At 49.8% G+C, this 23,596-nt stretch carries 21 protein-coding genes, 1 tRNA gene and 2 pseudogenes; 16 read left to right on the top strand and 8 right to left on the bottom strand.

Features of this window, described 5'->3' with window-relative positions; genetic code table 11:
* Positions 1–36: 36 nt before the first annotated feature.
* From ACOTY9_RS17725 to folD, 3 genes are all read right to left on the bottom strand, one after another.
* Positions 37–1,536 carry a PTS transporter subunit EIIC gene (locus ACOTY9_RS17725; RefSeq protein ID WP_348565999.1) on the bottom strand — a complete coding sequence of 500 codons (1,500 nt, stop codon included), beginning with the start codon at positions 1,534–1,536 and terminating at the stop codon, positions 37–39.
* Positions 1,537–1,818: 282 nt separating this feature from the next.
* Positions 1,819–2,031, bottom strand: coding sequence for a ribosome-associated protein YbcJ (ybcJ, locus tag ACOTY9_RS17730; protein WP_004143016.1), 213 nt, complete (start codon positions 2,029–2,031; stop codon positions 1,819–1,821).
* 1 nt (position 2,032) lies between these two features.
* On the bottom strand, positions 2,033–2,899 hold the full coding sequence (gene folD / locus ACOTY9_RS17735) for a bifunctional methylenetetrahydrofolate dehydrogenase/methenyltetrahydrofolate cyclohydrolase FolD (RefSeq protein ID WP_014882841.1): 867 nt from the start codon (positions 2,897–2,899) through the stop codon (positions 2,033–2,035).
* A 309-nt stretch (positions 2,900–3,208) separates the two neighbouring features.
* Here folD and fimA point away from each other — a divergent pair, with 309 nt between their 5' ends.
* From fimA to sfmF, 6 genes are all read left to right on the top strand, one after another.
* Positions 3,209–3,772, top strand: a complete 564-nt coding sequence (gene fimA, locus ACOTY9_RS17740) for a type 1 fimbrial major subunit FimA (protein WP_014882842.1) — start codon at positions 3,209–3,211, stop codon at positions 3,770–3,772.
* Positions 3,773–3,839: 67 nt separating this feature from the next.
* A complete protein-coding gene (gene fimI, locus ACOTY9_RS17745) occupies positions 3,840–4,385 on the top strand; it encodes a type 1 fimbrial protein subunit FimI (RefSeq protein WP_014882843.1) in 546 nt (181 codons plus the stop codon).
* A gap of 34 nt (positions 4,386–4,419) precedes the next feature.
* Positions 4,420–5,112: a type 1 fimbria chaperone FimC gene (fimC, locus tag ACOTY9_RS17750; protein WP_014882844.1), complete on the top strand. Its 693-nt coding sequence runs from the start codon at positions 4,420–4,422 to the stop codon at positions 5,110–5,112.
* Between the two features lie 14 nt (positions 5,113–5,126).
* The gene (locus tag ACOTY9_RS17755; RefSeq protein WP_059372429.1) at positions 5,127–7,688 is read left to right on the top strand and encodes a fimbrial biogenesis usher protein; all 2,562 of its coding nucleotides are present in this window, start codon (positions 5,127–5,129) and stop codon (positions 7,686–7,688) included.
* The gene (gene fimH / locus ACOTY9_RS17760; protein ID WP_023332274.1) at positions 7,681–8,688 is read left to right on the top strand and encodes a type 1 fimbria D-mannose specific adhesin FimH; all 1,008 of its coding nucleotides are present in this window, start codon (positions 7,681–7,683) and stop codon (positions 8,686–8,688) included. Before ACOTY9_RS17755 ends, fimH begins: the two co-directional genes overlap by 8 nt.
* 9 nt (positions 8,689–8,697) lie before the next feature.
* Entirely contained in the window at positions 8,698–9,219 is a 522-nt protein-coding gene (gene sfmF / locus ACOTY9_RS17765) for a fimbria assembly protein (RefSeq protein ID WP_023336843.1), read from the top strand.
* 51 nt (positions 9,220–9,270) lie between these two features.
* Here the strand turns inward: sfmF and fimZ are convergent, their stop codons facing one another.
* The 3 genes from fimZ to ACOTY9_RS17780 form a co-directional block, all read right to left on the bottom strand.
* The gene (gene fimZ, locus ACOTY9_RS17770; protein WP_023332276.1) at positions 9,271–9,903 is read right to left on the bottom strand and encodes a fimbria biosynthesis transcriptional regulator FimZ; all 633 of its coding nucleotides are present in this window, start codon (positions 9,901–9,903) and stop codon (positions 9,271–9,273) included.
* 812 nt (positions 9,904–10,715) lie between these two features.
* Complete coding sequence (locus ACOTY9_RS17775; RefSeq protein ID WP_014882850.1) at positions 10,716–11,432, bottom strand: helix-turn-helix transcriptional regulator; 717 nt, start codon at positions 11,430–11,432, stop codon at positions 10,716–10,718.
* 24 nt (positions 11,433–11,456) lie between these two features.
* Positions 11,457–12,155, bottom strand: coding sequence for an EAL domain-containing protein (locus tag ACOTY9_RS17780; RefSeq protein WP_045135506.1), 699 nt, complete (start codon positions 12,153–12,155; stop codon positions 11,457–11,459).
* A 278-nt stretch (positions 12,156–12,433) separates the two neighbouring features.
* Between ACOTY9_RS17780 and ACOTY9_RS17785 the strand changes: the two genes are divergently transcribed.
* Positions 12,434–12,510, top strand: a tRNA-Arg gene (locus tag ACOTY9_RS17785).
* A gap of 183 nt (positions 12,511–12,693) precedes the next feature.
* Positions 12,694–12,774: pseudogene (locus ACOTY9_RS17790) on the top strand (DUF4102 domain-containing protein); the annotation flags it as partial.
* Between the two features lie 543 nt (positions 12,775–13,317).
* Here the strand turns inward: ACOTY9_RS17790 and ACOTY9_RS17795 are convergent.
* The gene (locus ACOTY9_RS17795; RefSeq protein ID WP_421637389.1) at positions 13,318–13,860 is read right to left on the bottom strand and encodes a hypothetical protein; all 543 of its coding nucleotides are present in this window, start codon (positions 13,858–13,860) and stop codon (positions 13,318–13,320) included.
* Positions 13,861–14,147: 287 nt separating this feature from the next.
* On the opposite strand from ACOTY9_RS17795, the pseudogene ACOTY9_RS17800 reads away from it, so the two are divergent.
* Positions 14,148–14,300, top strand: a pseudogene (locus ACOTY9_RS17800) (IS30 family transposase); the annotation flags it as partial.
* Positions 14,301–15,097: 797 nt separating this feature from the next.
* On the opposite strand, the gene ACOTY9_RS17805 reads toward ACOTY9_RS17800, so the two are convergent.
* Positions 15,098–15,901 (bottom strand): helix-turn-helix domain-containing protein, encoded by an 804-nt coding sequence (locus ACOTY9_RS17805; protein ID WP_318594762.1) that lies wholly within the window; start codon positions 15,899–15,901, stop codon positions 15,098–15,100.
* Positions 15,902–16,259: 358 nt separating this feature from the next.
* Between ACOTY9_RS17805 and ACOTY9_RS17810 the strand changes: the two genes are divergently transcribed.
* The 7 genes from ACOTY9_RS17810 to ACOTY9_RS17840 all read left to right on the top strand — a co-directional run bounded on the left by ACOTY9_RS17810 (position 16,260) and on the right by ACOTY9_RS17840 (position 23,528).
* Positions 16,260–16,814, top strand: a complete 555-nt coding sequence (locus tag ACOTY9_RS17810; RefSeq protein WP_348566001.1) for a fimbrial protein — start codon at positions 16,260–16,262, stop codon at positions 16,812–16,814.
* Between the two features lie 63 nt (positions 16,815–16,877).
* Positions 16,878–17,471, top strand: coding sequence for a fimbrial protein (locus ACOTY9_RS17815; RefSeq protein ID WP_348566002.1), 594 nt, complete (start codon positions 16,878–16,880; stop codon positions 17,469–17,471).
* A gap of 65 nt (positions 17,472–17,536) precedes the next feature.
* On the top strand, positions 17,537–18,253 hold the full coding sequence (locus tag ACOTY9_RS17820) for a fimbrial biogenesis chaperone (RefSeq protein WP_348566003.1): 717 nt from the start codon (positions 17,537–17,539) through the stop codon (positions 18,251–18,253).
* A gap of 60 nt (positions 18,254–18,313) precedes the next feature.
* Complete coding sequence (locus tag ACOTY9_RS17825) at positions 18,314–20,827, top strand: fimbria/pilus outer membrane usher protein (RefSeq protein ID WP_348566010.1); 2,514 nt, start codon at positions 18,314–18,316, stop codon at positions 20,825–20,827.
* Between the two features lie 27 nt (positions 20,828–20,854).
* On the top strand, positions 20,855–22,006 hold the full coding sequence (locus ACOTY9_RS17830) for a fimbrial protein (RefSeq protein WP_348566004.1): 1,152 nt from the start codon (positions 20,855–20,857) through the stop codon (positions 22,004–22,006).
* A gap of 91 nt (positions 22,007–22,097) precedes the next feature.
* Positions 22,098–22,685, top strand: a complete 588-nt coding sequence (locus ACOTY9_RS17835) for a hypothetical protein (protein ID WP_348566005.1) — start codon at positions 22,098–22,100, stop codon at positions 22,683–22,685.
* Between the two features lie 15 nt (positions 22,686–22,700).
* The gene (locus tag ACOTY9_RS17840; protein ID WP_348566006.1) at positions 22,701–23,528 is read left to right on the top strand and encodes an EAL domain-containing protein; all 828 of its coding nucleotides are present in this window, start codon (positions 22,701–22,703) and stop codon (positions 23,526–23,528) included.
* Positions 23,529–23,596 lie beyond the last annotated feature (68 nt).

A 23,596-nucleotide genomic window follows, 5' to 3' on the forward strand; every position in this document is an offset into this window, starting at 1 on the left:
CCCAGCGTACAGGAGACGCATCACGCCGGCATCTTATTATTTGCCAATCATGGTGGACATGGTCTGGGCGATAAACTGTGCTCTGGCACCGAAAATCACCTGAATACCGTTGTCGCCAACGAAGACCACGCCGCGGGCGCCGAGTCCGTTCAGGCCGTCTTTATCCACTGCCTCGCTTTTCGCCACTTCCAGACGCAGGCGGGTAATGCAGGAGCCAACGGAATCAATATTCTGCGCGCCGCCCAGCAGGCTGATAATCTCTGTGGCAAGTTCGGAATCGGACTTGTCATTTGCATTGGCAGTGACATCGGTACGACCCGGGGTTTTGACGTCGAAGCGACGGATCACGAAGCGGAACGTAAAGTAGTAAATCAGCCCCATTGGAATGCCGATGATAATGGCATTCAGGAAGTTGGTCTTGTAACCGTTAAAGGACGGTAGGATCCCAAACGACAGGTAGTCGATAAAGCCCGCCGAGAACGATTTGGCGATATGCGCATGCAACAGATACATGGTCATGTAGGCCAGGCCCGCCATGATGGCATTAAAGACGTAGAGAATCGGTGCCACGAAGATAAAGGTAAACTCTACCGGTTCGGTGATCCCCGTCAGGAAGCAGGTGAGCGCTGCCGAGAACAGAATACCGGCCGCAATCTTTTTGTTTTTCGTGTGGGCTTCGTGATACATCGCGAGGCACGCCGCAGGCAGCGCGAACAGCATCAGCGGGAATTCACCCTGCATGAATTTACCGGCGTTCTGGTAGGTGTCGCTGCTGAAGGATTTCACCCCTTCTTCCAGCATCTTGAACCAGATGGTCTGGTCGCCATGAATCACCTGGCCTGCCTGAGTTGTGTAATCCCCAAACGAATACCAGAACGACGGATACCAGATATGGTGCAGACCGAGGGGGATCAGCGCACGCTCCACCAGGCCGAAGATAAAGGTCGAGGCCGCCTGGTTATCGCCGTTAACAATCACCGAGAGTGCGTCGATACCGGCCTGAATATGCTGCCAGACGTACGGCAGCAACAGCCCCATCAGGAACGAGAGGAACGCGGTGGCAATCGCCACGAAGCGCTTACCGGAGAAGAAGCCAAGGAACTCCGGCAGCTGCATGGTGTGGAAGCGGTTAAAACACCAGGCCGCAAGGATACCGCAGATCAGGCCGCCGAAGACGCCCATCTGCAGCGTTGGTATGCCGACCACCATGGCGTATTTCCCGCCCTGCGAGGCCATTTCCGGCGTGATGCTCAGCATGGTGCTGATGGTGATGTTGGTGACAAACACCGAGACCGCCGCAGAGAGCGCCGCAATACCGGACTCTGACGCCAGGCCCACGGCGGAGCCAATGGCGAACAGCATCGGCAGGTTGTCAAAAATCACCCCGCCCGCGTTCATCATCAGCGGCAGATGGAACTTGTCGCCGAAGGCCAGCAGCAGGCCCGCAGCGGGAAGCAGTGAAATTGGCAGCATTAAGGCGCGACCAATCATCGATAACTTAGACAGCGATTTAACAAACCCTGATATCAGACCCATGCTGATTTCCCCCGAGTAGCGCTTTTTTTGGCGCTGTTATTGTAAGTAGAACGTTTTAGTAGAACGTTCTACTTATCGTGGAGAAAGCCTGAAAAACGCGCAACTGAATTCTCACCTTTCAACAGATGAAATAGTGATTATTTGAAGTTGATCGATAATTAACCGTGATGATTGTGGGGGGATGGTGAGAGAAATTGCCGGGTGCGGCTTCGCCTTACCCGGCCTACAAATGGAGACAGTACGTAGGCCCGGTAAGCGCAGCGCCACCAGGCATCAGACGGCTCAGGCCGTAACCGTCACGCTCTGTCCTTCAAAACTCACGGTCTGGCCCGCGACAATTTTGCAGCGCTTGCGGGTTTCCACCGCGCCGTCGACTTTTACCAGTCCATCGGCAATGGCGATTTTGGCCTGCGCGCCGCTTTCGCTCCAGCCTTCCAGCTTCAGCAGATCGCACAGCTCTACGTGCGGGTGTTTACCTAATGAAAATGTCGCCATCTTACGCGTCCTCTACGTCGTGATACTCTTCGCATGCCTGCAACGTATTCTGAATCAGTGTTGCTACGGTCATTGGGCCTACGCCGCCCGGTACTGGCGTGATGTAAGAGGCGCGTGCCGCCGCATCTTCATATACCACGTCGCCGACCACTTTGCCGTTTTCCAGACGGTTAATACCGACGTCCACGACAATTGCGCCTTCTTTGATCCACTCTCCAGGAATAAAGCCCGGCTTGCCAACCGCCACGATCAGCAGATCGGCGTTCTCGACGTGGTGACGCAGGTTTTTGGTGAAGCGGTGGGTCACGGTGGTCGTGCAGCCAGCCAGCAGCAGCTCCATGCTCATCGGGCGGCCCACGATGTTGGACGCACCGATGACAACGGCGTTAAGACCGTAAGTGTCGATGTTATAGCGCTCCAGCAGCGTCACGATACCTCGCGGGGTACATGGGCGCAGACGCGGCGCGCGCTGGCACAGACGACCCACGTTGTACGGATGGAAACCGTCAACGTCTTTATCCGGAGCGATACGCTCCAGCACCTTCACGTTGTCGATGCCTGCTGGCAGCGGCAATTGAACCAGAATACCGTCGATCTCTTTATCGGCGTTCAGGGTGTCAATCAGTTCCAGCAGTTCCGCTTCGCTGGTGGTTTCAGGCAAATCGTAAGAGCGGGAGACGAACCCCACCTCTTCACACGCTTTGCGCTTGCTACCGACATAAATCTGCGATGCCGGGTTGCTACCAACCAGCACAACGGCGAGCCCGGGAGCGCGTTTTCCGGCAACTTTACGCGCCTTCACTTTTTCCGCGACCTCAGAGCGCACCTGCTGCGCAATCGTTTTACCGTCAATTATCTTTGCTGCCATCAGAGAGATGATTCCGTCTGTAACGTTTGAAAGGGGGGATTGCCTGTATTTTGTCAGAAGCGAGCGCCGCTGTCAGTCACCCTTTACGCGTTTTTATCAGCGAGACGCAAAAACCCTTCTTAGTGGGTGGTCAATTTCTTAGGCAGTATTAGGATGTGACCTGGCGAAATGGCAGCGTTTTGACATATTTAAAAACCTATTCCTGCGCTACTTTGTCTCCTCCGAAATAAGCTTTCAATTAATCAATTGAACGTATTTCTTATTCCCGATTTTCGCGGGAAGGGTTATTTACATTTTAAAGGAATAGACATGAAACTCAGCAACATTGCTTCTACTGTTATTGCTACACTGGCCCTGGTCGCGGGTGCCGCCCATGCTGAAGATCCAGCCACGCCGGTTACCGTAAATGGCGGTACCGTGCATTTTAAAGGTGAACTGGTTAATGCTGCTTGTTCAGTAAATACTGATTCTTCCGAGCAGACCGTTAATCTCGGTCAGTATCGTACCGCGAAATTCACCAAAGTGGGCGACACCACCTCTAATATTCCATTCAACATTGAGCTGAATGACTGCGATCCGCTGGTCGCTAAAACCGCTGCGGTTGCCTTCACCGGTCAGATCGACCCAACCGACAAAACCCTGCTGGCCGTGACGTCCGGTAACAACGACAACACCGCAAAAGGCGTGGGTATCGAGATCCTCGACAGCAAATCCAGCGTGCTGACTCCAGACGGTGCGACCTTCTCTGCCGCTCAGACGCTGATTGAAGGGACTAACACCCTGAAATTCACCGCGCGTTATAAATCAACGGCTGCGACCACTGAGCCTGGCCAGGCGAACGCTGACGCCACCTTCGTAATGAAATACGAATAATTCCCTCGCACAAGGATGTTCAGGCCTCAGGGATGAGGCCGTCATACGCAAATGCCAGGAATGAAGGATGACAAGGACTGGAACACTACTGCTGTTAACCCTTGCGATGGCTGGCCCGGCATCGGCACATACCGTGGTGATCGACGGTGGCAAAGTGCATCTTCGCGGGGAGCTGGTAAACGGCGGCTGCGCCGTGGCGCCCGACAGCCAGAATATGCGCATCGACATGGGGCAGTACCGAACCAATTCATTTTCCGGTGTGGGCAGTTTCTCAACGGTTAACGTGCCCTTCACCGTGCGACTGTTGGATTGCAGCGTGGATGTCTCGCGCACCGTAGGGATCCAGTTTCAGGGTGTTACACCAGAGGAAGATCCGCAGGTTTTTCTGGCGACATCGCGGCCAGGCGAAACACCTGTCAGCAGCGGCGTGGGGCTGGCGCTTTTTGATGAACAGCAGCGTCAGATTATCCCAAATGCGACGGCCGTTAGCTGGTTGCCGGTGAATACCAGCGAGCTCGCATTTCATTTTAGCGCCCGCTATCGCGCTATTTCCGAACACCTCGTGCCAGGCAATATTCAGTCGGATGTCTGGTTTACGTTGATTTATCCATAACACCTGCGAACACATTATTAAAGGTACGGTTTTGATGAATATGCTAATTAAACCAGGACTGATGTTATCGTTTATTTTAATGATGGTTTCTACTTGCGCGAATGCTTCCGGCGGTATTGCGCTGGGGGCCACACGCGTTATTTACCCGGCGGATGCGAAGCAAACGTCGCTGGCGATCACCAACAGCAATAAACAAGAACGCTATTTAATTAACGCGTGGATCGAAAATGCAAACGGGCAGAAGGAGAAAACCTTTGCCGTCACGCCGCCGCTGTTTGTTAGCGAGCCGGACAGTGAAAACACGCTGCGTATTATTTACGCCGGGCCAGCGCTGCCCGCCGATCGCGAGTCGCTCTTTTACATGAACGTGAAGGCGATCCCGTCAGTGAACAAAGCAAAAACAGAAAACAATAACGTGCTGCAGCTGGCGATCCTTTCACGTATCAAACTGTTTGTACGCCCGAATAATCTTGCGATGCAGCCAGAAGAGGCACTCTCTCAACTGCGTTTTGAGCGCGTTGGTAACCATCTCAAGGTCAGCAATGCGTCTCCTTACTACATCACCCTGGTCAACCTGAAGCTGGGCGGTCAGACGCTGGAGAACCTGATGGTGGCACCGAAAAACTCGGCTCAGCAGGTGCTGCCAGCCGGTGCCAGCGGTACGCTCTCATGGCAGAGCGTGAACGACTACGGTGCCATTACACCGGCGCGTAGCGTCAACCTGTGAGCAGAGACAGGGCGATGAAAAACCATCAGGGACGTTACTGCCCGGTTGCGCTGGCGCTGATGGCCGCGCTCTGGCCCCAGGCTGGCTGGAGCGAAAGCTACTTCAACCCGGCCTTCTTGTCTGACGATACTGCCAGCGTGGCGGATTTGTCGCGTTTTGAACAAGGACACCAGCAGGCACCCGGCGTTTATCGCGTGGATATCTGGCGTAACGATGAGTTTATCGGCACTCAGGACGTGCGTTTTGAGCAGGCTGAGAATATGCCACCGGTGGCGGGCGGTCTGACCCCGTGCATTACGCGCGCGATGCTCGATCGCTTTGGCGTCAACGTTGCGGCGTTTCCCGAACTGGCTAACGTGCAGGGCGAAACCTGCGTTCCGTTGACCACGGCCATTCCCGGCAGCGAAACGGTATTTAACTTTGCCTCACAGCGTCTGAACGTCAGCCTGCCGCAGGTGGCGATGCAAAACAGTGCGCGCGGCTACATCCCGCCCGAACAGTGGGATGAAGGTATTCCCGCCGCCCTGGTGAACTACAGCTTCACGGGCAACCGGGGAAGCGAAGACGACAGCTACTATCTCAACCTGCAGAGCGGGCTGAACTATGGTGCCTGGCGTTTACGTAACAACGGCGCATGGCGTTACACCCAGAATAACGGGCAGCGGCACAGTGAGTGGGAGAATATTGGCACCTGGGCGCAGCGCACCGTTATCCCGCTCAAAAGCGAACTGGTGCTGGGCGACAGCAATACCGGGAATGATGTTTTCGACAGCGTCGGTTTTCGCGGCGGACGACTCTATTCGTCCGACAGCATGTACCCGGACAGCCTGCAGGGCTACGCCCCGACCGTGCGCGGTATTGCCAGGACGCCAGCCAAAGTTGTGGTGCGTCAAAACGGCTACGTTATCTATCAAAGCTACGTTCAGCCTGGTGCCTTTGCCATCACCGATCTTAACCCGACCTCCTCAAGCGGTGACCTGGAGGTGACGGTGGAAGAGAAAGACGGCAGCCAGCAGCGCTACACCGTGCCGTATTCCACCGTCCCGCTGCTGCAGCGAGAAGGGCGCTGGAAATACGATCTCGTGGCGGGGGACTATCGCAGCGGTAACAGCGACCAGGATACGCCGTTCTTCACCCAGGGCACCCTGGTGACCGGTCTTGCCAACGGCTTTACCCTGTATGGCGGTACGCAGCTGGCGTCACGCTATACCGCGCTGGCCGTCGGGGCCGGGAAAAACCTCGGTGACTGGGGCGCGGTATCGGTCGATATCACTCATGCCCGCAGCCAGCTCGCGGACGACAGCAAGCACGAAGGGCAGTCGCTGCGTTTTCTTTATGCCAAATCGCTCAACGGCTTCGGCACCAACTTCCAGCTGCTGGGCTACCGCTACTCCACCAAAGGGTTTTACACCCTGGATGATGTCGCCTGGCGCTCAATGGAAGGCTATCAGTATGCCGATAATCAGGACGGTAACGATGTGCCTGACGTACAGAGTTATCACAACCTGACGTGGAACAAAAAAGGCCGCTTTCAGCTCAACGTCTCTCAGTCACTGGGGGATTACGGCTCGGTCTATATCTCCGGGAGTGAGCAAACCTACTGGGGGACGGACGAAACGAACCTCTGGTATCAGCTGGGTTACGCGGGGGGCGTGAAGGGGATCAACTATTCCGTCTCGTGGTCGTGGAACAAATCCGTCGGTATCGACGGGACTGACCGGATCGCGTCGTTCAACGTCTCCGTGCCGTTTAGCTTGTTTACCCGTCAGGGCTATCGCCGGGACAGCGCGATTGACCGCGCCTACGCCACGGCATCCGCCAGCCGAAACAGTGAGGGTGATACCAGCTGGCAAACCGGCGTCAGCGGCACGCTGCTGGAGGACCGCAACCTGAACTACAGCGTGACCCAGGGACACGCCAGCACCAACGGCTCAAGCGGAAGCGCCAGCGCCAACTGGCAGGCAACCTACGGCACGCTGGGGGTGGGCTACAACTATTCCCGCGATCAGCACGATTTCAACTGGCAGCTCTCCGGCGGGGTGGTCGGCCATGCTGACGGCGTGACCTTTAGCCAGCCGCTGGGCGACACCAACGTGCTGATCAAAGCCCCGGGGGCATCAGGCGTCAGCGTGGAAAACCAGACCGGCGTGAAGACCGACTGGCGCGGCTACGCGGTGATGCCGTATGCCACCGTCTATCGCTATAACCGCGTGGCGCTGGATACCAATACCATGAGCAACAACACCGATATCGAAAATAACGTGAGCAGCGTGGTGCCGACCAAAGGCGCACTGGTGCGCGCCAGCTTTGACACCCGTATTGGCGTGCGTGCCCTGCTGACCGTCACACGTGGTAACCAGCCCGTGCCGTTCGGCGCCGTGGTGCGTGAAACCCAGAGTGGCGTGACCAGCATGGTGGGGGATGACGGGCAAATTTACCTGAGTGGGCTGCCGCTCGAAGGCGAACTGCTGATCCAGTGGGGGAACGGGGCACAGTCCCAGTGCCGTGCGCCTTACAGCTTGCCTGAAAAGAGCCTGCAACAGGCAATCACACTTAAGGGGATCCGCTGTGATTAAAATCCACATTTTTGCTTTATCACTTCTGGCTTTACTGCCCGCGTCACACGCACTGGCGACCGTGTGCGTCAACGAAAATGGCGTGCCGACAGAGGTGTACTACGACCTGACGGATAAATTCAACAGCTCGAATAACCAGGTGGGTCAGATTGTGACCCTCAGCGAAAAATCGCAATGGGTGGGGGTGAATGCCGTCTGCCCGAAGGGCACAACCGGCAATACCACCAGACGCAGCTACGTCACCGATTACCCGATCACCGGGACCAGCGATCGCTACCAGTATCTGAAGCTTAACGACTATCTGGATGGGGCCATGAAAATCACGGACAGCTATGCTGGCGAGTTTTACCCCCCGCAAAACTATATCCAGATGGGGAGCCATCCGAACGTCTCAAAAAACAAACCGTTTGGCGTTAAGGATTCCAACCTGGTGTTCCGTCTTAAGGTGACCCGGCGTTTTATCAACATGGTGGTGATCCCGCGTGCCACGATGTTCCGTGTTTACGTGACTACGACCGCCTCTGACCCGTTAACCACACCGGTCTATACCATCAGCTACAGCGGAACCATTCAGGTACCGCAAAGCTGCGCAATCAATGCCGGTAATGTGGTTGAGTTTGATTTCGGGGACATTGGCGCCTCCTTGTTCAGCAAAGCGGGCGCGGGTAACAAGCCGGAAGGGGTTTCATCGCAGAGTAAAACCATCGCGATTAAATGCACCAACGTCGAGGCGAATGCCATGCTGACGATGCGCGTTGAGGCTGAAAAGGTCTCCAGTAACGCACTGGTATCGGATAACCCGGATGTGGGGTTCATCATTGCCAACGAGAGTGGTACGCCGTTAACGCCTAACAACCTGACGAGCAAAATTCCGTTCCGTCTGGACGACAGCGCGCAGGCGCAGGTGGGGATCCGGGTCTGGCCAGTGAGCGTGACGGGCAATAAGCCCGCGGAAGGGCGCTTTACCTCGCGCGGGTATTTGCGTGTGGATTACGACTAAGGAGCCGATATGCGAAACGGGATCCGTTTTATCACCGTAGCGCTCTTTGCGCTTTGCACGCAGGCTCAGGCGGAAACCGCGTTGGGCGAAATTAACATTCAGCTCTACGGCAATATCGTTGATTTTACATGCGTGGCCGAGGGGAACGACAGTGACAAAACCGTCACGCTGGGCACCTGGCCCACGAAGCAACTCAGCACTACCGGGAGCCGCACACAGCCCATGCCTTTTACGCTGAAACTGACCGGCTGTCCGCCAGGAGCCGCGTCCATTACGTTTTCCGGTAAAGCTGACGGGAGCAACAGCGGGTTGCTGGCACTGAACGACGCCAGCACGGCAAGCCGTGTCGCCGTCGAGATCAGGGATGCGGATAAATCGCGTCTGGATCTCCAGCAGGCCAGCCAGCCGGTCACGGTCGATGCGCAGGGGAATGCGACACTGTCATTTTATGCCAATTATATTGCTACTGCCGATAACCCTCAGCCCGGAAAGGCTGATGCTGATGCGACCTTCATGATTAATTATAATTAGCACTGACCGCACTCCCTGCAGCTCAGATAAACTGCAGGGAGTGAATTCAGGTTATAGCAGTTCGTGTGCTTTAGCGTAATCAATTAATTCCACGATGCTTTGCACTCCCAGCTTGGAATAAATATTGGATTTGTGCGCGCTAATGGTCTTGTTGCTTAATAGCAATTGCTCCGCAATTTCCTTATTGGACAGTCCATTCGCCAGATAACGTAATACCGTAACCTCGCGATTCGATAACGGCATATCTGCCAGTTCTCCCTTTCCCGATCCCATATGGTTTATAAAATTCAGCGTCTCCGACGGGAAAAAAGAATAGCCCATCAGGATCATCTCTACGGCGTTGTAGATCTCACCCAAATCTTTTCGTTTACTGACAAAGCCGTTGGCCCCGGCGCGAATGGCACGTCCGGCGTAAAACAGTTCTGATTTAGATGATAAGAAAAGAACCTTAATCTCTTTATTTAAGTTTTTGATTCTCTTAAGTAAAGCAAAGGCATCTGTGCCCGTAAGTTCAATGTCAAGGATCACCAAATCGATAGGGTGATTGCGGATGCAGTCAAGAACTTCATGGCTATCGCCAGACTTAAGCTTGACGATGATATTCTTATTTTTCTGTAGCAGGACTTCTATCGACATTCTGACGATAGGATGTTCGTCCATAATGATAACGGATGCCGGTTTCATTTTTAATGCCTCAGATTGTTAAAAGCGTTATGTAGAGTTTTGTAAAACTCTCGAAATGCCGGAAGGATATAATGAGCAGATCCCTATACCGTAGTATTTCCCTGGAAAGAGCGAAAGCATCCCTGTTTACGTAATGAAAAGAACTCTGCCTCAGCGCGGTCGTCTCATTTGGCTGGTGTTGGCAAAAAGGTTTTTCTTATTCAATTTTGATACGCATCTTATTATACAGGGTAAGTTTTTTCCGAAAACCCTGTAAATTACGTTCCGCTTATTGGTTTGTATTATCTTCTGGATCTGAATAGCCTCCTTTTTAAATTTAGCGGAATTATCCTGGTATCCCATTTACCGCATCTTTTCATCTTTATGTAATAACAAAAAATAACAGATGTCTCTTTATGTTGCAAAAATGTTAATGAAATAGCGTCTCGATTTCAGGCAGGATCTTGAGAAGAGGAGGCGAAAAAGTGCCCTCTCAGGGCATCAGACCTTCATCTGAAAGTCCTTAAGCGATATCAACGTCGCTCCATCATCGTACAGGAGAACGTGCTGCCAGCTTCGCTTCCCGCTCCTGGTGCGTAAAGGGAAGCTGCTTGTTTTTACATCATTATCATCTCGTTAACGCCTTCTGCATTCACTTAACGGATGGAGGAAAGTGCTGCAGTTGATTCAATCTTTGACATTTCACATGGTTCAAGGCCATAAATTAGGAATAGTTATAAAATCGACTTTATTGTTAATGTTTAACATTAAATTAACATAATTGGTAAGTAAATTCTTAAAGCGCTTTAGGAAATAAGGGGTTAGGACGTAAGTTAAAACGAGCAGTCTGAGAGGTTATTAAGAAGGTGTAACAATTCCTGGCGATGGCTCAGCCCGAGCTTCATCAGGATGCAGCTGAGGCGATAGATAATGCGGCTATAGGGACGATTCTGCAGAAGGGCAATCTGTCGTAACGTCTTGCCACGGGCAAGCTCCTGCAAAATGGGCCATTCGTTGCGCGAGAACCAGTCTCTATCGGAGCCCTGAAGGGGGCGGGGTTCCATCAGGCTGTGCTGAAGCCCTGCTGCGTTCATCTGACGTTCGAGCACATGAAAAGGACCTGCCGCTTTGCAGAAGAGACGCGCGTCATAATTATCAGCCCGGATCAGCAGCCACGGCGTCAGGAAGGGGGGATACAGGCTATGTCTTCTTAACTGATCCAGCTGATCAATCAGCCCCGTGGAACGGCTTTCAATATCCACTACCAGACGGGCCGAGGGCCATTGGCTCTGCGCACCCAGCGCATCGTCCAGCGACGTGAAGTCGCAACAGCTGCTTAGCGGAAACTGCCCATTGAGAAAACCGGAGCGCAAAAAATTGTCCTCCGTTACCAGGATGATAAACGGGGCATCGGTTTTTCGGGGCTGGTTGATGGACTGGCTCAAAAACTCGAGTCGGTCGAAAAAGGGGGGGGCAAAAGGTGAGTGCGTAAATCCCAGTGCATCACTTCCTGTACGCCGCCGCCGGTAACGGCGCACTGTCATTCGCATGGCCTCCCTCCTGGAAATGGCGTGTTAATCCTCCGGCCATGTCCAGGACGGCCAGTAATATCCCTGGCCGAGATCGGCACCCGCCTGCAGTGCCCAGATACGATCGCGTTCAGTCTCAATACCTTCGATGAGTACGCTTCCGGCCAGCTGAAAGCAAAGTGAAACCAGTTTCCTCAGTGCAGGTGTGGCGCGTAAACGCCAGAATGCGTTCTTATCGATTTTGATGCCGTTCAACGGTAATCGACAAAATAAAAACGGCTGAATGATAGTTTCGTCGATATCATCCAGCCAGATAGTGTGTCCCCGTTCCTGAAGTTGCCGCAGGTTGTTAACGACGCTCTGCTTCTGTGCGGCGGAAAGCGTCAGAAAGAGAGGGAGGTCGACAATCTCAATATTCAGCGGCGCGGTTTTCATATTGATGAGCCGCACAAAAGGCGCAGATGCTGTCAACACGGTTATCGGCAGATTAATAAAAAGATTATTGCCGTGCGGGGTATTTTTTAATGCGGCCAGCTGCGCTTCAAGCAGCGTCAAAGACGCGTCTGCCGACTGATGGCGGAAGAAGTCCTCGCTATGCCCGGTGTCGGACAAGACGCTCAGGACCTCCACGCCGACCCGGCGCCGGGCGTTGAGGGCGACGATAGGCTCCAGTTTGATGCCGACGATGTCCTGAGAAATAGACTGTAATCGGGGGGGCGTATCGAACGGGTTTTGCGCTGTCACTCCATTGTCCTGTTGTCTGTCAGCCTCCAGGCGGCCGGGATACCTCGCTCTAGTGTGACGAGCTGACGTTCAGGAAAACAGCAGGCGTTACTTAAATGCAACTAAGCCTTTTCGCAGCGCTAAATTTTAAGGTGAAACAGCGAGAAATGTTGAGAAAATAGCCGTATTTACAATCGGCTAGCGGTAATTGCCTCTTAAAGCGGAAAAGGCATTGACTCACCTGCCATTGACCGTATAATTCTTCGCGTTTCACCGCCGCGAAGTTCACTCTTCTCAGTGCGCCCTTAGCTCAGTTGGATAGAGCAACGGCCTTCTAAGCCGTAGGTCGTAGGTTCGAATCCTACAGGGCGTGCCATTCGATACTATCCTCAATTCTCCCAAACTCTATAAATCCCAGTAATCATGCTACTTGCAACGCTTTTTCCTGTTTCAAGCTCTACTGACTTATCTTGAAATCTACTTCTAAATGGGGGCCTTATTGGGGCATTGTTATGTTCAATAAAGCTGATGTCCCCAAATGAAACTCACAGCCATATAAATCAAGGCCGCGAAGCCAAAAGAAAAAGCATATAAGCTTTCTGATGGAGGGGGCATGTATCTCGAAGTGTTCCCTAACGGTGACGTATGGCAGGTTCACACGCCACGGACTGGCAGCATGGCGCTTATATCATGCCTGAGACGGTGAAATCATCGGTACACCTGCAGCGCCTGTCCTGTTTAACGGTCGCAGTACTGCAGCAGCCGGTTACACGGTAAAAGGCTCTGCTGAGGGCTGGCGTGAAAGCGTGGGGCGTTTACGGCGTGTTTTGAGGCAACTTACAAACTGAGGCAACCAGATTTCAGCGCGAGTTGCCTCAAATCACCCCTAAGTTGCCTTACATTTTTAAATTAAACCCTTAAAATACAGATGGTTGTGATTTTTGAGGTAATGAGGCAACTGAGGCAACTGAGGCAACTGTTTTTTGTATATCTATTAGTTGGTGTTTTCTATTTCAGTAGTTGTGATAAAAGTGTCTCTGCTGCTGCACCCAAAAGCGTATTCACTACCGGGTTCTTAAGAAGTGCCGCAAACTTTGATTTAGCCTCAGTGTCACCACTCTTGGCAACTTCCTCCACAAGCTGGTGGATGGTCATATTAATAGTCTGGGATTGTGTATTTCCGTCACCTATCTGAACAGGGCTTATTTGTTTTCATCTTTTCCACACTCACCTCGCTAATGATTTTTTCCTGCATAAATTGGATGTGACGGGACACGTCGATTTTGGAAGGGAAAGTCATTCCATCACCCCGCAGTATGCGGTCTGTTTCAGCCATTTTGTCATAAACCCTGATAACCATTCCGCAGAGCATATCGCCAATATCACTGAGAGCATCATCCGTAGATAAATTACATTCTTCTGCGAGGATTCTGGTTTTCTCTATGAGCTCCAGGCTCCGTATCTTGATGTAGGGATCAATAAAATCCTCCCAGAAGATATCCCTGACAGAGTCAGAAAATGCCACTCCCTCGTAGCTGATATCTGTTTTGTTAGGTCGAGGAATCACCAGCTTATGACCCGACTTGAGAGAATGCCATTTGTCGATTAGTTGAAAGAGTTCGTCCTGTGTTTCTTGAATAAAACGATTAAGGCGAGGATTGAGAGGCGATACGCGTCTTTCTGAGCTCATTCCAAAGACTCCCAAAGTTTTTAAAGAAATTAGCAAATAGCTCCTGAAAAGCAACAGTCCTCCTGATCGGTAACTTAGGTAATATTATTTCAATAAATGCAATGATAGTGATCTGTGTTGCTGTATGTACAATAATAACTGTATATAAAATCAGGGGGTGCTAATGAAAAAGCCAAACGTGAAACCTGTATTGCTTAGCCAGGGGCATCCTCACCCGCGCCAGTTACCCAAGAGTCATGCTTGGTCTCATGCTCCTGCTTCCTCCCACAAGGGCAGGGTAAGTGGCAGAAGCGGAGCCGGGGGGTCTAAGTTACAGTTGCTTCAGACAGTACTTCCCAAAAGGAACTGACTTATCAGTTCATAGCCAACTAAGACTAAACAGTGTTGCCAGACAGCTCAACGAGAGGCCGAGAAAAACGCTAGACTATGAATCACCCGTAGAACGGTTCAATAAGTGTGTCGCGTCCATCGGTTGAACTAATAGCTTAGAGCGGACCGTCATGTCAGTTCAAAAAACAGGCTTAACGTAGGATATTTTCCGTTATCCAAGCGGCTCCCTACCGGCACGATCGGCCAGCGCATTTTCCACTGGCCGAAAAGGTCAGACGAACAGGGCTGTTGCACTACACTGCTGGATCATGTCCCCTCCTCATCTGCTGTTCTGGTGTTAAGCTTCTTCCCATGGCCTATAAGTTGCAACCTTGTTTTTTCTGCAACGGAAATGGCTAAAGCTTTTTCAGATAATGCAAATCCTTTCCAGTTAATAAATTAAATCCATTTCATGGAATGTTTTGAGTATCATTTAACAACACAGATAAATACAGGTGAGTGGAGGTTTCCAATAATATATGAGTTCATAATCTTACCTAGAGTCATGTAACGAGCTTTCTCATGGTGGGTGCTGAAAAATACGCTATCGATAAGTGTGTCTGGTGCATTATCGCTTGAGTGCTTTACCGTTTCAATGTTTGATAGTCTGTAGAGACCATTACTCTCTTTCTCATAGGTAAACCTAAACTCCCTGTAGAGAGTCATCACCTTCTCATGAAGGTTTATATTTCCGGAGAAAGCGATATAGCCACTGTTATCAGTATTCAAAACTAATCTGATGGTTTCCGTTGAGTGGAATCCACTTATTCGCTCCTCAGTCCTTAATACGGATACACAAGTATCGTTAAAAATCTCACCTTGATTAGAGGTAAAGAATAAAATATTACTTGCGATTAATAAAACCACTAAACATGAATTAAGAAAAAAAGATCTTCTCGCTAGTTTATTTATTTGCATAGTTGGCCCCATAAAAATTATCACAAGCAGCGAATTTCTCATCTGTATCTTTATTATATGTGCAACGAGATAAAAATACTCTTCCCGGATATCCATAAACTACGGGATCTGATGGTTGAAAAAACAACCTGGTATTTTTCATGCACTTTATGTCTGTCTCTTTCATCAGTCTCCTGGCGATAGAAATTTTAACGCCAGTCATATCAACGGAGCTTTGCTGGAGAGTATAGATATCACACCCATCGATATTACCTAATAGATATGAATTGCTTTGAGGAAGTGAACCAACTCCAGAAAGTTTGACGCCAACTCCTAATGATGAAAGTAATATTGGCAACAAGCCAATAATAATTACTAAAACAGGCAGTTTGAATTTCGTTTTGGATGGTTTATTGTCAGTGCTAACTATACTTTGCTGAAGTTCAGACTCAAAGAGATCATCATCAACAGCAGGTTCCTTATCTACCTCAATCTCTCTGTTAAACATAAATCCGATTTTTGGAACAGTAATAATGATATCACCAGTCAGTTCCAGATTACTGAAGACCTTTCTTAAATCCGCGATATATTTATTAAGGCTGTTGTTAGAAGAGCGCAGCCCATGGGATTCCCAGACAGTCTCTAGGATGTCATCTCTTGAGGCTACTTCTCCGTGATGTTCAAGCAAAAATGTGAGTAACCGGCTGGTTGTAACCGTAAGTGTTATCGCCGAAGGCTCATTCTCGTCTTCCTTCCACAAAGCACCATCCGTGTTCCTGAAGTGTATCGTTCGGTTTATTACATAACGCATAACATATGGCTCCTTGATGAGGGAACGATGTTTTAACGGATTTTTACCAGAACTCAAGCTTGCGAAAATTCCTAGCATACTTTAGGTGCAACTAAAGAGTAACCACCGCAAATAATTAATCTTTAAACCAACATAAAAATCTGTGGATTATAATAATAAAGTTATAATGCAGAATTAAATGCCTAATAAACACATATTTTCGATACCAATAACCAAAATCATCAAGACTGATTACTATGTATCCCGTCCCCTGAACAGCGAGTGTGATCGGACAGGTCATTCAGTTCAGTGTCAGGTATGAAGCCTGGAGGGGACGTTACCTAAAAAAATTAACATACATTTTGTTGTCGAGGATTAAATGAAAAAGATTGCTTCACTGACCGCTATTGCCGTACTGATGGGTTCCGCATTTGCTGCAAATGCTGCGTCTACCGGTACGATTACCTTTAACGGTATGGTGACTGACACGACCTGTAATGTGGACGTTGACGGCCAGGGTGCAGATGCGACTGTAACTCTCCCAACCGTGCCAGCGACCGAGCTGTCTGCTGCAGGTCAGACCACGGGGCGCACTAACTTCAACATGGCCCTGAGTGACTGTGTTGTCGGTTCAGAAGGTGAGAATACCGTTGCGGCATTCTTCCAGACAGGTGCGACTGTTGATAACAACACTGGTCGTCTGAAACAGACTGCTGCAGCTGGTGCTGAAAACGTTTCCCTTCAGTTGCGTGATGGCACTAACGACGCTGTTATTTTCGCCGGTAACCAGAACCAGGCAACTTCTAACGCCTTTGCCGAAATCAAAGATGGTGAAGAAATCACGCTGCCATACTCCGTTGAGTATTATGCTGAATCAGCGGCAACCTCTGGTGTTGTAACTTCCAGCGTTGTTTACAACCTTCAGTATAAGTAACTAGCCTTTTTTGAAATGAAATACCTGGTGCCTTACACCAGGTATTATCTGAGGGGAATAAAAATGAATCAGATGACGTTGCTCGCCATGGCAATTATGTTCTCGACCTCCGTATTAACAGTGAATGCGGCGTCAACGGGGACCGTTAATTTTAAAGGTCGTGTTACCGGCAGTACCTGTAACGTTAATGTTGATGGCCAGGGCGCGGATGCTACCGTCATGCTACCGACTGTTCCTGCAACAGAACTTGCAAGTGCCGGAGACACGACGGGGCGTACCAGTTTTGTGATGACACTGACGGATTGTTCTCTGCATTTAACGCCACCTACGGATGATAACGAGGGATACTGGAGTGAGTCTTATGTATCTGCTTATTTCCAGGCTGGCGCTACCGTTGACAGTAATACCGGTCGACTAAAACAGACAACGGCGTCGGGGGCTGAAAATGTTTCTCTGCAACTTCGCGACGGAACAAATAACAATGTGATTGTTGCGGGAAGTCAGATGCAGAGAACGAATAATTACTTTGCTGATATTGATGTCAATAACCAGGGTGAGGAAATTAAATTACCTTACGCTGTGGAATATTATGCAGAAGATGCGACTACGTCTGGAATTGTCACCTCCAGCGTGGTGTATAACCTGCAGTATAAATGACACCTACTGCTCATCATTAAATATCTGGCATTCCACCAGATATTTAACTTTGCGAGAAAAAAACGATGAAACCTGTTATGTCTTTAATCCGTAAAGCGGCCATAATGTCGCTCGGCCTGATGTTTGCCTCTCATGCGCTGGCAAATATCGTAATTACCGGAACGCGTGTTATTTATCCGGCAGGTGATAAGGAAATCTCTGTTAAGGTAAATAATAAAGGGAAAGGGCCGGTTTTAATTCAGGCATGGATTGATAATGGCGATGCCAATGCTAACCCGGACACGATCCGTGTCCCTTTTATTATTAACCCTCCCATGAACCGTGTGGATGCAGCAAAAGGACAGACACTGCGCATTTCCTATACAGGGGGAGCGACGTTACCCGCCGATCGTGAAAGCGTGTTCTGGCTGAATGTACTTGAAATTCCGCCAAACAACATGAAAGAAGCGGATATTAATAAACTGCAGGTGGCCTTCCGTTCACGTATCAAAATTTTTTATCGCCCTGCTGCTTTAAAAGAAGACAGCACCAAAGCAGCGGAAGCAGTTAAGTGGGAAATTAATGGGGGACAGCTTACCGCAGTTAATAATTCGCCGTACCACGTTACCCTACTGGGCGTTCGTGCCGAGAACAGCAAAACAGAGGGTTCTGGCGACATGGTCGCGCCTTTCGGACGCCTGGCGATTAAAAATAAAAGCGGTAGCTTTGCACACGGTCAAAAAATTGTCTGGCAGTACATCAATGACTGGGGTGCGATAAAAAAAGCTGAAATCACACTGTAATAATTGTTCCTGAACTACGGACTTAAAAAAATGAAACGAACACCACAATTTCGTCTGAATATGCTGACCGCTTTTATCATCTCTGTTTTTGTCGTGGTGCCGGCACAGACGCGGGCAGATGATAGTGACAATACCGTCACATTCGACCCGATTTTTTTGAGTCCAGGTTCAGCCAAAAAAGCAGATCTTAAACGTTTCGAAAAAGGTGCAGCGGCGATGCCAGGTACATATACGGCGGGCATATTTATAAACGACATGGGGTTTGGTAATGAAAGCGTAACTTTCAAAGAAGATGAACAAGGTAACGTCAATCTATGCCTTCTGCCGTCTACTCTGCGTAAAATGAATTTCAACGTGAAAGAGCTGCCTTCCGAGACGGTCAGAAAGATCCAGCAGGAAAGTGACGAATGCCTGGTCCTGAAATCCTTGATACCGGACGTCACCGTTGATTATGACTCCGGCGCCCAGCGACTGAACCTGGTTATTCCGCAAGCTTATCTGCACAACGTTAACAATGGCTACGTTAGCCCGGAATACTGGGATGAAGGCGTCAATGCGCTGATGCTTGGCTATCAGAGTAACTACTACTCCATGTCCTCAAACGGCAAGCGTTATGACTCTGCCTATCTTGGCCTAAATGCAGGGATCAACGTCGGTGCGTGGAAACTGCGTCATAACGGTAACTACAACTGGATGCAGGATACCGGCGGCTCCTATCAGCGTATCAACACTTACGTTGAGCGCGATATCCCGTCTATCAGCGGGCGTTTCATTGCCGGTGAAAACAGCACCAGTGGGAATGTGTTCGATACCTTGTCTTATCGAGGTATCGAGTTGAAAGATGAAGAGCGTATGCGTCCGCAGTCTGAACGTGGATACGCACCGGAAGTCCGCGGGATTGCGCGAACCAACGCCAAAGTCACAGTGCGCCAGAACGGCCAGATTATCCGTGAAACAACGGTAGCGCCAGGTGCATTTAACATCGACGATCTTTACCCGAACGGTTACGGCGGTGATCTGGAAGTGACGGTGACGGAAGCGGACGGCAGCATACAGCGTTTTAACGTGGCTTATGCTGCAGTCAGCCAGCTGCTGCGTCCTGGCAGCCACCACTATGACGTGGTCATTGGTGAGTTTAACGACACCCGTGCGTCCAAACGCCGCCCACTGTATCAGGCCACTTATCAGCGCGGCCTGACCAATATGTTTACCGGCTACGGCGGGATACAGAGCAGTAACGATGATTACTACTCCCTGCAGCTCGGGACGGCGGTGAATACACCGGTAGGTGCGCTGGCGTTCGATGTCAGCCAGGCGCGTACACACTTTAATGGCAATGCTTCAAAAGACACAGCCATGTCCGGGCAAAGTTACCGAGTGAGTTATAGCAAGTTTGTCCCGGAAACGAAGTCTAACTTTTCCGTGGCGGCGTACCGTTATTCAACGTCAGGATACCTAGACTACCGCACCGCTATGCTGATGATTGATGAAGTGGACAACGGTCATAGCCCGGAGAATATATATCGTCCAAAGAACCGTTTTACCACCACCCTGAATCAGGGACTACCGGACGGCTATGGACAGTTTTACGTCACTGGCTTTACGCAGGATTACTGGAACAAAGGCTCTGGCTCAGACCTCCAGTACCAGCTCGGTTACAACAACAATTTCAAATCGATGGCATACGGTATTAATGCCGGTCGTACCCGCAATGGTTCGGGGAATATGGAAACGACCTTCATGTTCAATATGAGTATGCCACTTGGTAGCACCGGTGCGTCAAATACCCCGAACCTGACGGCAGCGCTGAGCCGTGATGGTAACGGTAACTACGGCCAGCAGGTTGGTGTGTCAGGTACGGCAGGTCAGGAACACCAGTACAGCTATGGTGCAACGGCCTCACACTACAACAATGGTGCAGGTAGCAGCGGTAACCTGAACGGACAGTATCGCTCACCGTTCGCGAACCTGAGCGCATCGGTCAGCAAAGGTAAAAACTACAACAGCGTGTCTGCCGGTGCCAGCGGTACATTGCTGGCCTACTCTGGCGGCGTGCTGGCGACACCGTATACCAGTGATACGTTCGCTATAGTGGAAGCTCAAGGCGCGACGGGCGCGGCAGTGGGTAACTACACCGGCGTGAAAGTTGACCGTTTCGGTCATGCTGCAGTGCCGTACCTGAACCCGTATGAAATGAATGAAATTGCACTGGATCCGAAAGGGACCTCTCAAACCATTGAGCTGGATAACACCAGTCAGCGCGTGGCGCCACATGCCGGTTCGGTTGTACGCCTGAAATATGAAACCCGTAAAGGTTTCCCGATCCTGTTCAGCTTGAGCAAAGAGGCTATCCACATTCCTTTTGGCGCGGAAGTAACCGATACCAAAGGCAATAGTGTCGGCATCGTCGGCCAGGGGGGCGGGGTATATGTACGTGTGGAATCACAAAGCGACATCCTGCACGTGCAGTGGGGTACTTCAGCCAGTGAGCAGTGCAATATCCGCTACAGCCTGACGGATGCACAGATTAAAAGTGAATCGCTTATCCAGATGTCGGCGGTCTGTACGAATTAAGACACCCGGAAATAATCGGAGAAAAACATGTTGAATCAACAAATGAATAAATGGCTGCCGGGAATTGCGCTATTAATTGGCTTATGTACGGGGAACAGTGCGTGGGCAGTCATTACCTGCAAAAGTGCACAAACTTTTCCACCAGAAACATCTTCGGTTGCTCTCGCGGGATCGTTTTATGCAGGTAATGACCTGCCCATTGGATCCGTGATTTATCGAACAACGGTAAAATCGTCAGGAATGCCCGGCATAACCTGTGACGCACCTTTTACCGTCAATCGCTATCTCTCTGTTACTACTGAACCTTCAGGCAGCGCATTTAACCTGAGTGGTTCACCCTATACGGGAGAAATCTATCCAACAAATGTTCCAGGCATTGGCGTTGCACTGTGGTACTCCGGTAAAACGTTTACTAAAAATTCGCCATTACAACGTATCAGCCAGCCTTACACGCACGAAAGTCCGGGAGCGTCGTATGGTGTTAGCGGTGTCTTTGATGTTTCATTAATCAAAACGGGTCCGATCGATTCCGGCAGCGTGGTTAACGGCATCTCGTTCCCTACAGTCATTATGTATGCCGGGGAAGAGCCTGGGTATACCGGTTTGCCGATCAGAACCTGGACCGTTAATTTTAGCGGCAGTATTAATTTCACCACCCAAACCTGCCAGACGCCAGATATTGACGTCGCGATGGGAAGCTATGAGGTTCGTCAATATTTCCGTGGTGTGGGTTCGACTACGCCGTGGGTGGACTCTTCCATCCGTCTGGAAAATTGCCCGACTTTTACTGGTTATCATGGCGGCGGAACGGGTCAATCAATTACCGGGTCGGGTTCGCCCTCTGGCACTAAGCTGACCAACAACCTGCTCAAGGTGTCGCTGCAGCCGCTTACTGACTTTATCGATAACGGCAATGGTGTATTCGCGGTTAATGCCAGCAACGGCGGCAGCCCGGCAACCGGTATTGGCTTGCAATTAGGCTATACACCAGACGTCACAGCCAGCCCGACGACCCCGACGAAAATCTGGAAAAACGGCGAAACCTGGGATGTAACGCCGCCGAACAGCGGTACAGCAAATTTTCGCATCCCGCTTGCCGCACGTTATTACCAGACCAACAACGTCGTAACGCCAGGGCCAGCCGATGGGAAAGTCGTTTTTACTATTAACTACAACTAAACCACCAGGCTATTTATGTCGATCGGTTAGTAAGCATTCAATCACACTTCTTTCGGGGGAGTGATAAACCAGACCAGAAAAAATTCATAGCATGCGTAACACGAATACTGACGAACTTAAACGGATTGGCATATTATTCCGGAATAATAATAAATACCAACAGCTAGCTTATCACGAGCTAATAAAGGAAAAGTACAAGGAAGACTATGCCGTTGTCTTTGTCATTAACGAAAAGATGTTAAGTGAATATGGCGATAAATATGAACGCATCTACATAATTACCGACTACATTAATTATTCATCGCAATGTATTTGCACTAATGAAAATTCCAACAAAATATATATTGTTGATGAAAGTGGGAATGCGATAACTAGCTTGCGTAAACAGCACATAAACTGGAACGCATATGGCTGGGCGCAAGGGAAATTATCGTTACAACAACCAGAATGCCTGTACTGTAGAACACTTAACGACTTGTCTTTATCTGAACTGAATTTCATTTCTACGTTAACGTGCTATATCAATGAGGCATCTGATATCAAAGAAAAGGTTATGTCTTATCTTGACATTGATCGAAAGGGCTACAGCCGATTATTGCGGAAATTACTAACTCGCCTTGAGCTCAAAAACGAACATGCCCTTTACCGATGGGCTAACCAGCAGACTTATCAAAAATAAAGGAAATCCTACATTATGAAAACTGACACCATGCTTACTCGAGTTCTTGACTTTATCGCCAAAGTTGCAATCAGCAAGAAGGGCATCATCAGAAAACGTCACGTCAACAGCTTTGTTGAGACGGTTGAATTTATTCCATTCCTCCAGCCTATTTTTAACGGGAACGGTGATACTGTTATCGGGTGCGAGGTTCTTCTCCGCGTCAAAACTGATAAAGGATGTAAATCTCCAGTAGGCTACATCCAGGATCTTGAGAAAAGTGAACACATAAATGATATCACAGGGCAACTGATGAGAGATGTTGCTCAGTATTTCATTGATGAGGATATTAAATTACCTGAAGGATTTTACTTCTCATTTAATATTTTTGCTCCACAGCTTTCATCTCCAAAGGTTATCAGTAGCATCTTGTCCTTTAATGAAAAATTAATGGGTAAAGCCACTTTGGTACTTGAGATCGTAGAGCGTGGTGTGCTCAAGCTAGATGAAGACACAATGGATATCATGGATGAACTCATGAGCAAGGGTATCAGATTCGCGATTGATGATTTTGGTTCAGGTACCTCTTCGCTGAAATATGTCGAGCATGTTGGTTTTTCAACGATTAAGATTGATCGAGAACTTACACTGTCAACGGGTAATGAACTGGTTTACCAGAAGGTAGTTGATGCAATAGTTGCGCTGTCCACTCAGTTAGGTTTGTCTGTAACAGCTGAAGGCGTTGAGAATCACACTCAACTTGAGTTACTTCATAAATCCGGAGTGAACTCTATGCAAGGATACTATCTTGCAAGACCAGTCGGGATGCTGGACTTTAATAGAAAATATCTTCATACGATATGAAAAGCATACCGTATGGATGAGGATGAAAAGAGCAACTTTCTCTGCTCTTTTCATCACTGACTTTTATA

Origin of the sequence: Enterobacter cloacae complex sp. SHL012, from assembly GCF_049237505.1 — a bacterium.
In the GTDB taxonomy this organism is placed as follows: Bacteria; Pseudomonadota; Gammaproteobacteria; order Enterobacterales; family Enterobacteriaceae; genus Enterobacter; species Enterobacter kobei.

What these genes read in the sequence shown, in the direction of transcription:
- ACOTY9_RS17725 (WP_348565999.1), bottom strand. Translation starts at nt 1,536, where the DNA reads ATGGGTCTGATATCAGGGTTTGTTAAATCGCTGTCTAAGTTATCGATG.
- ybcJ (WP_004143016.1), bottom strand. Translation starts at nt 2,031, where the DNA reads ATGGCGACATTTTCATTAGGTAAACACCCGCACGTAGAGCTGTGCGAT.
- folD (WP_014882841.1), bottom strand. Translation starts at nt 2,899, where the DNA reads ATGGCAGCAAAGATAATTGACGGTAAAACGATTGCGCAGCAGGTGCGC.
- fimA (WP_014882842.1), top strand. Translation starts at nt 3,209, where the DNA reads ATGAAACTCAGCAACATTGCTTCTACTGTTATTGCTACACTGGCCCTG.
- fimI (WP_014882843.1), top strand. Translation starts at nt 3,840, where the DNA reads ATGACAAGGACTGGAACACTACTGCTGTTAACCCTTGCGATGGCTGGC.
- fimC (WP_014882844.1), top strand. Translation starts at nt 4,420, where the DNA reads ATGAATATGCTAATTAAACCAGGACTGATGTTATCGTTTATTTTAATG.
- ACOTY9_RS17755 (WP_059372429.1), top strand. Translation starts at nt 5,127, where the DNA reads ATGAAAAACCATCAGGGACGTTACTGCCCGGTTGCGCTGGCGCTGATG.
- sfmF (WP_023336843.1), top strand. Translation starts at nt 8,698, where the DNA reads ATGCGAAACGGGATCCGTTTTATCACCGTAGCGCTCTTTGCGCTTTGC.
- fimZ (WP_023332276.1), bottom strand. Translation starts at nt 9,903, where the DNA reads ATGAAACCGGCATCCGTTATCATTATGGACGAACATCCTATCGTCAGA.
- ACOTY9_RS17775 (WP_014882850.1), bottom strand. Translation starts at nt 11,432, where the DNA reads ATGCGAATGACAGTGCGCCGTTACCGGCGGCGGCGTACAGGAAGTGAT.
- ACOTY9_RS17805 (WP_318594762.1), bottom strand. Translation starts at nt 15,901, where the DNA reads ATGCGTTATGTAATAAACCGAACGATACACTTCAGGAACACGGATGGT.
- ACOTY9_RS17810 (WP_348566001.1), top strand. Translation starts at nt 16,260, where the DNA reads ATGAAAAAGATTGCTTCACTGACCGCTATTGCCGTACTGATGGGTTCC.
- ACOTY9_RS17815 (WP_348566002.1), top strand. Translation starts at nt 16,878, where the DNA reads ATGAATCAGATGACGTTGCTCGCCATGGCAATTATGTTCTCGACCTCC.
- ACOTY9_RS17820 (WP_348566003.1), top strand. Translation starts at nt 17,537, where the DNA reads ATGAAACCTGTTATGTCTTTAATCCGTAAAGCGGCCATAATGTCGCTC.
- ACOTY9_RS17825 (WP_348566010.1), top strand. Translation starts at nt 18,314, where the DNA reads ATGCTGACCGCTTTTATCATCTCTGTTTTTGTCGTGGTGCCGGCACAG.
- ACOTY9_RS17830 (WP_348566004.1), top strand. Translation starts at nt 20,855, where the DNA reads ATGTTGAATCAACAAATGAATAAATGGCTGCCGGGAATTGCGCTATTA.
- ACOTY9_RS17835 (WP_348566005.1), top strand. Translation starts at nt 22,098, where the DNA reads ATGCGTAACACGAATACTGACGAACTTAAACGGATTGGCATATTATTC.
- ACOTY9_RS17840 (WP_348566006.1), top strand. Translation starts at nt 22,701, where the DNA reads ATGAAAACTGACACCATGCTTACTCGAGTTCTTGACTTTATCGCCAAA.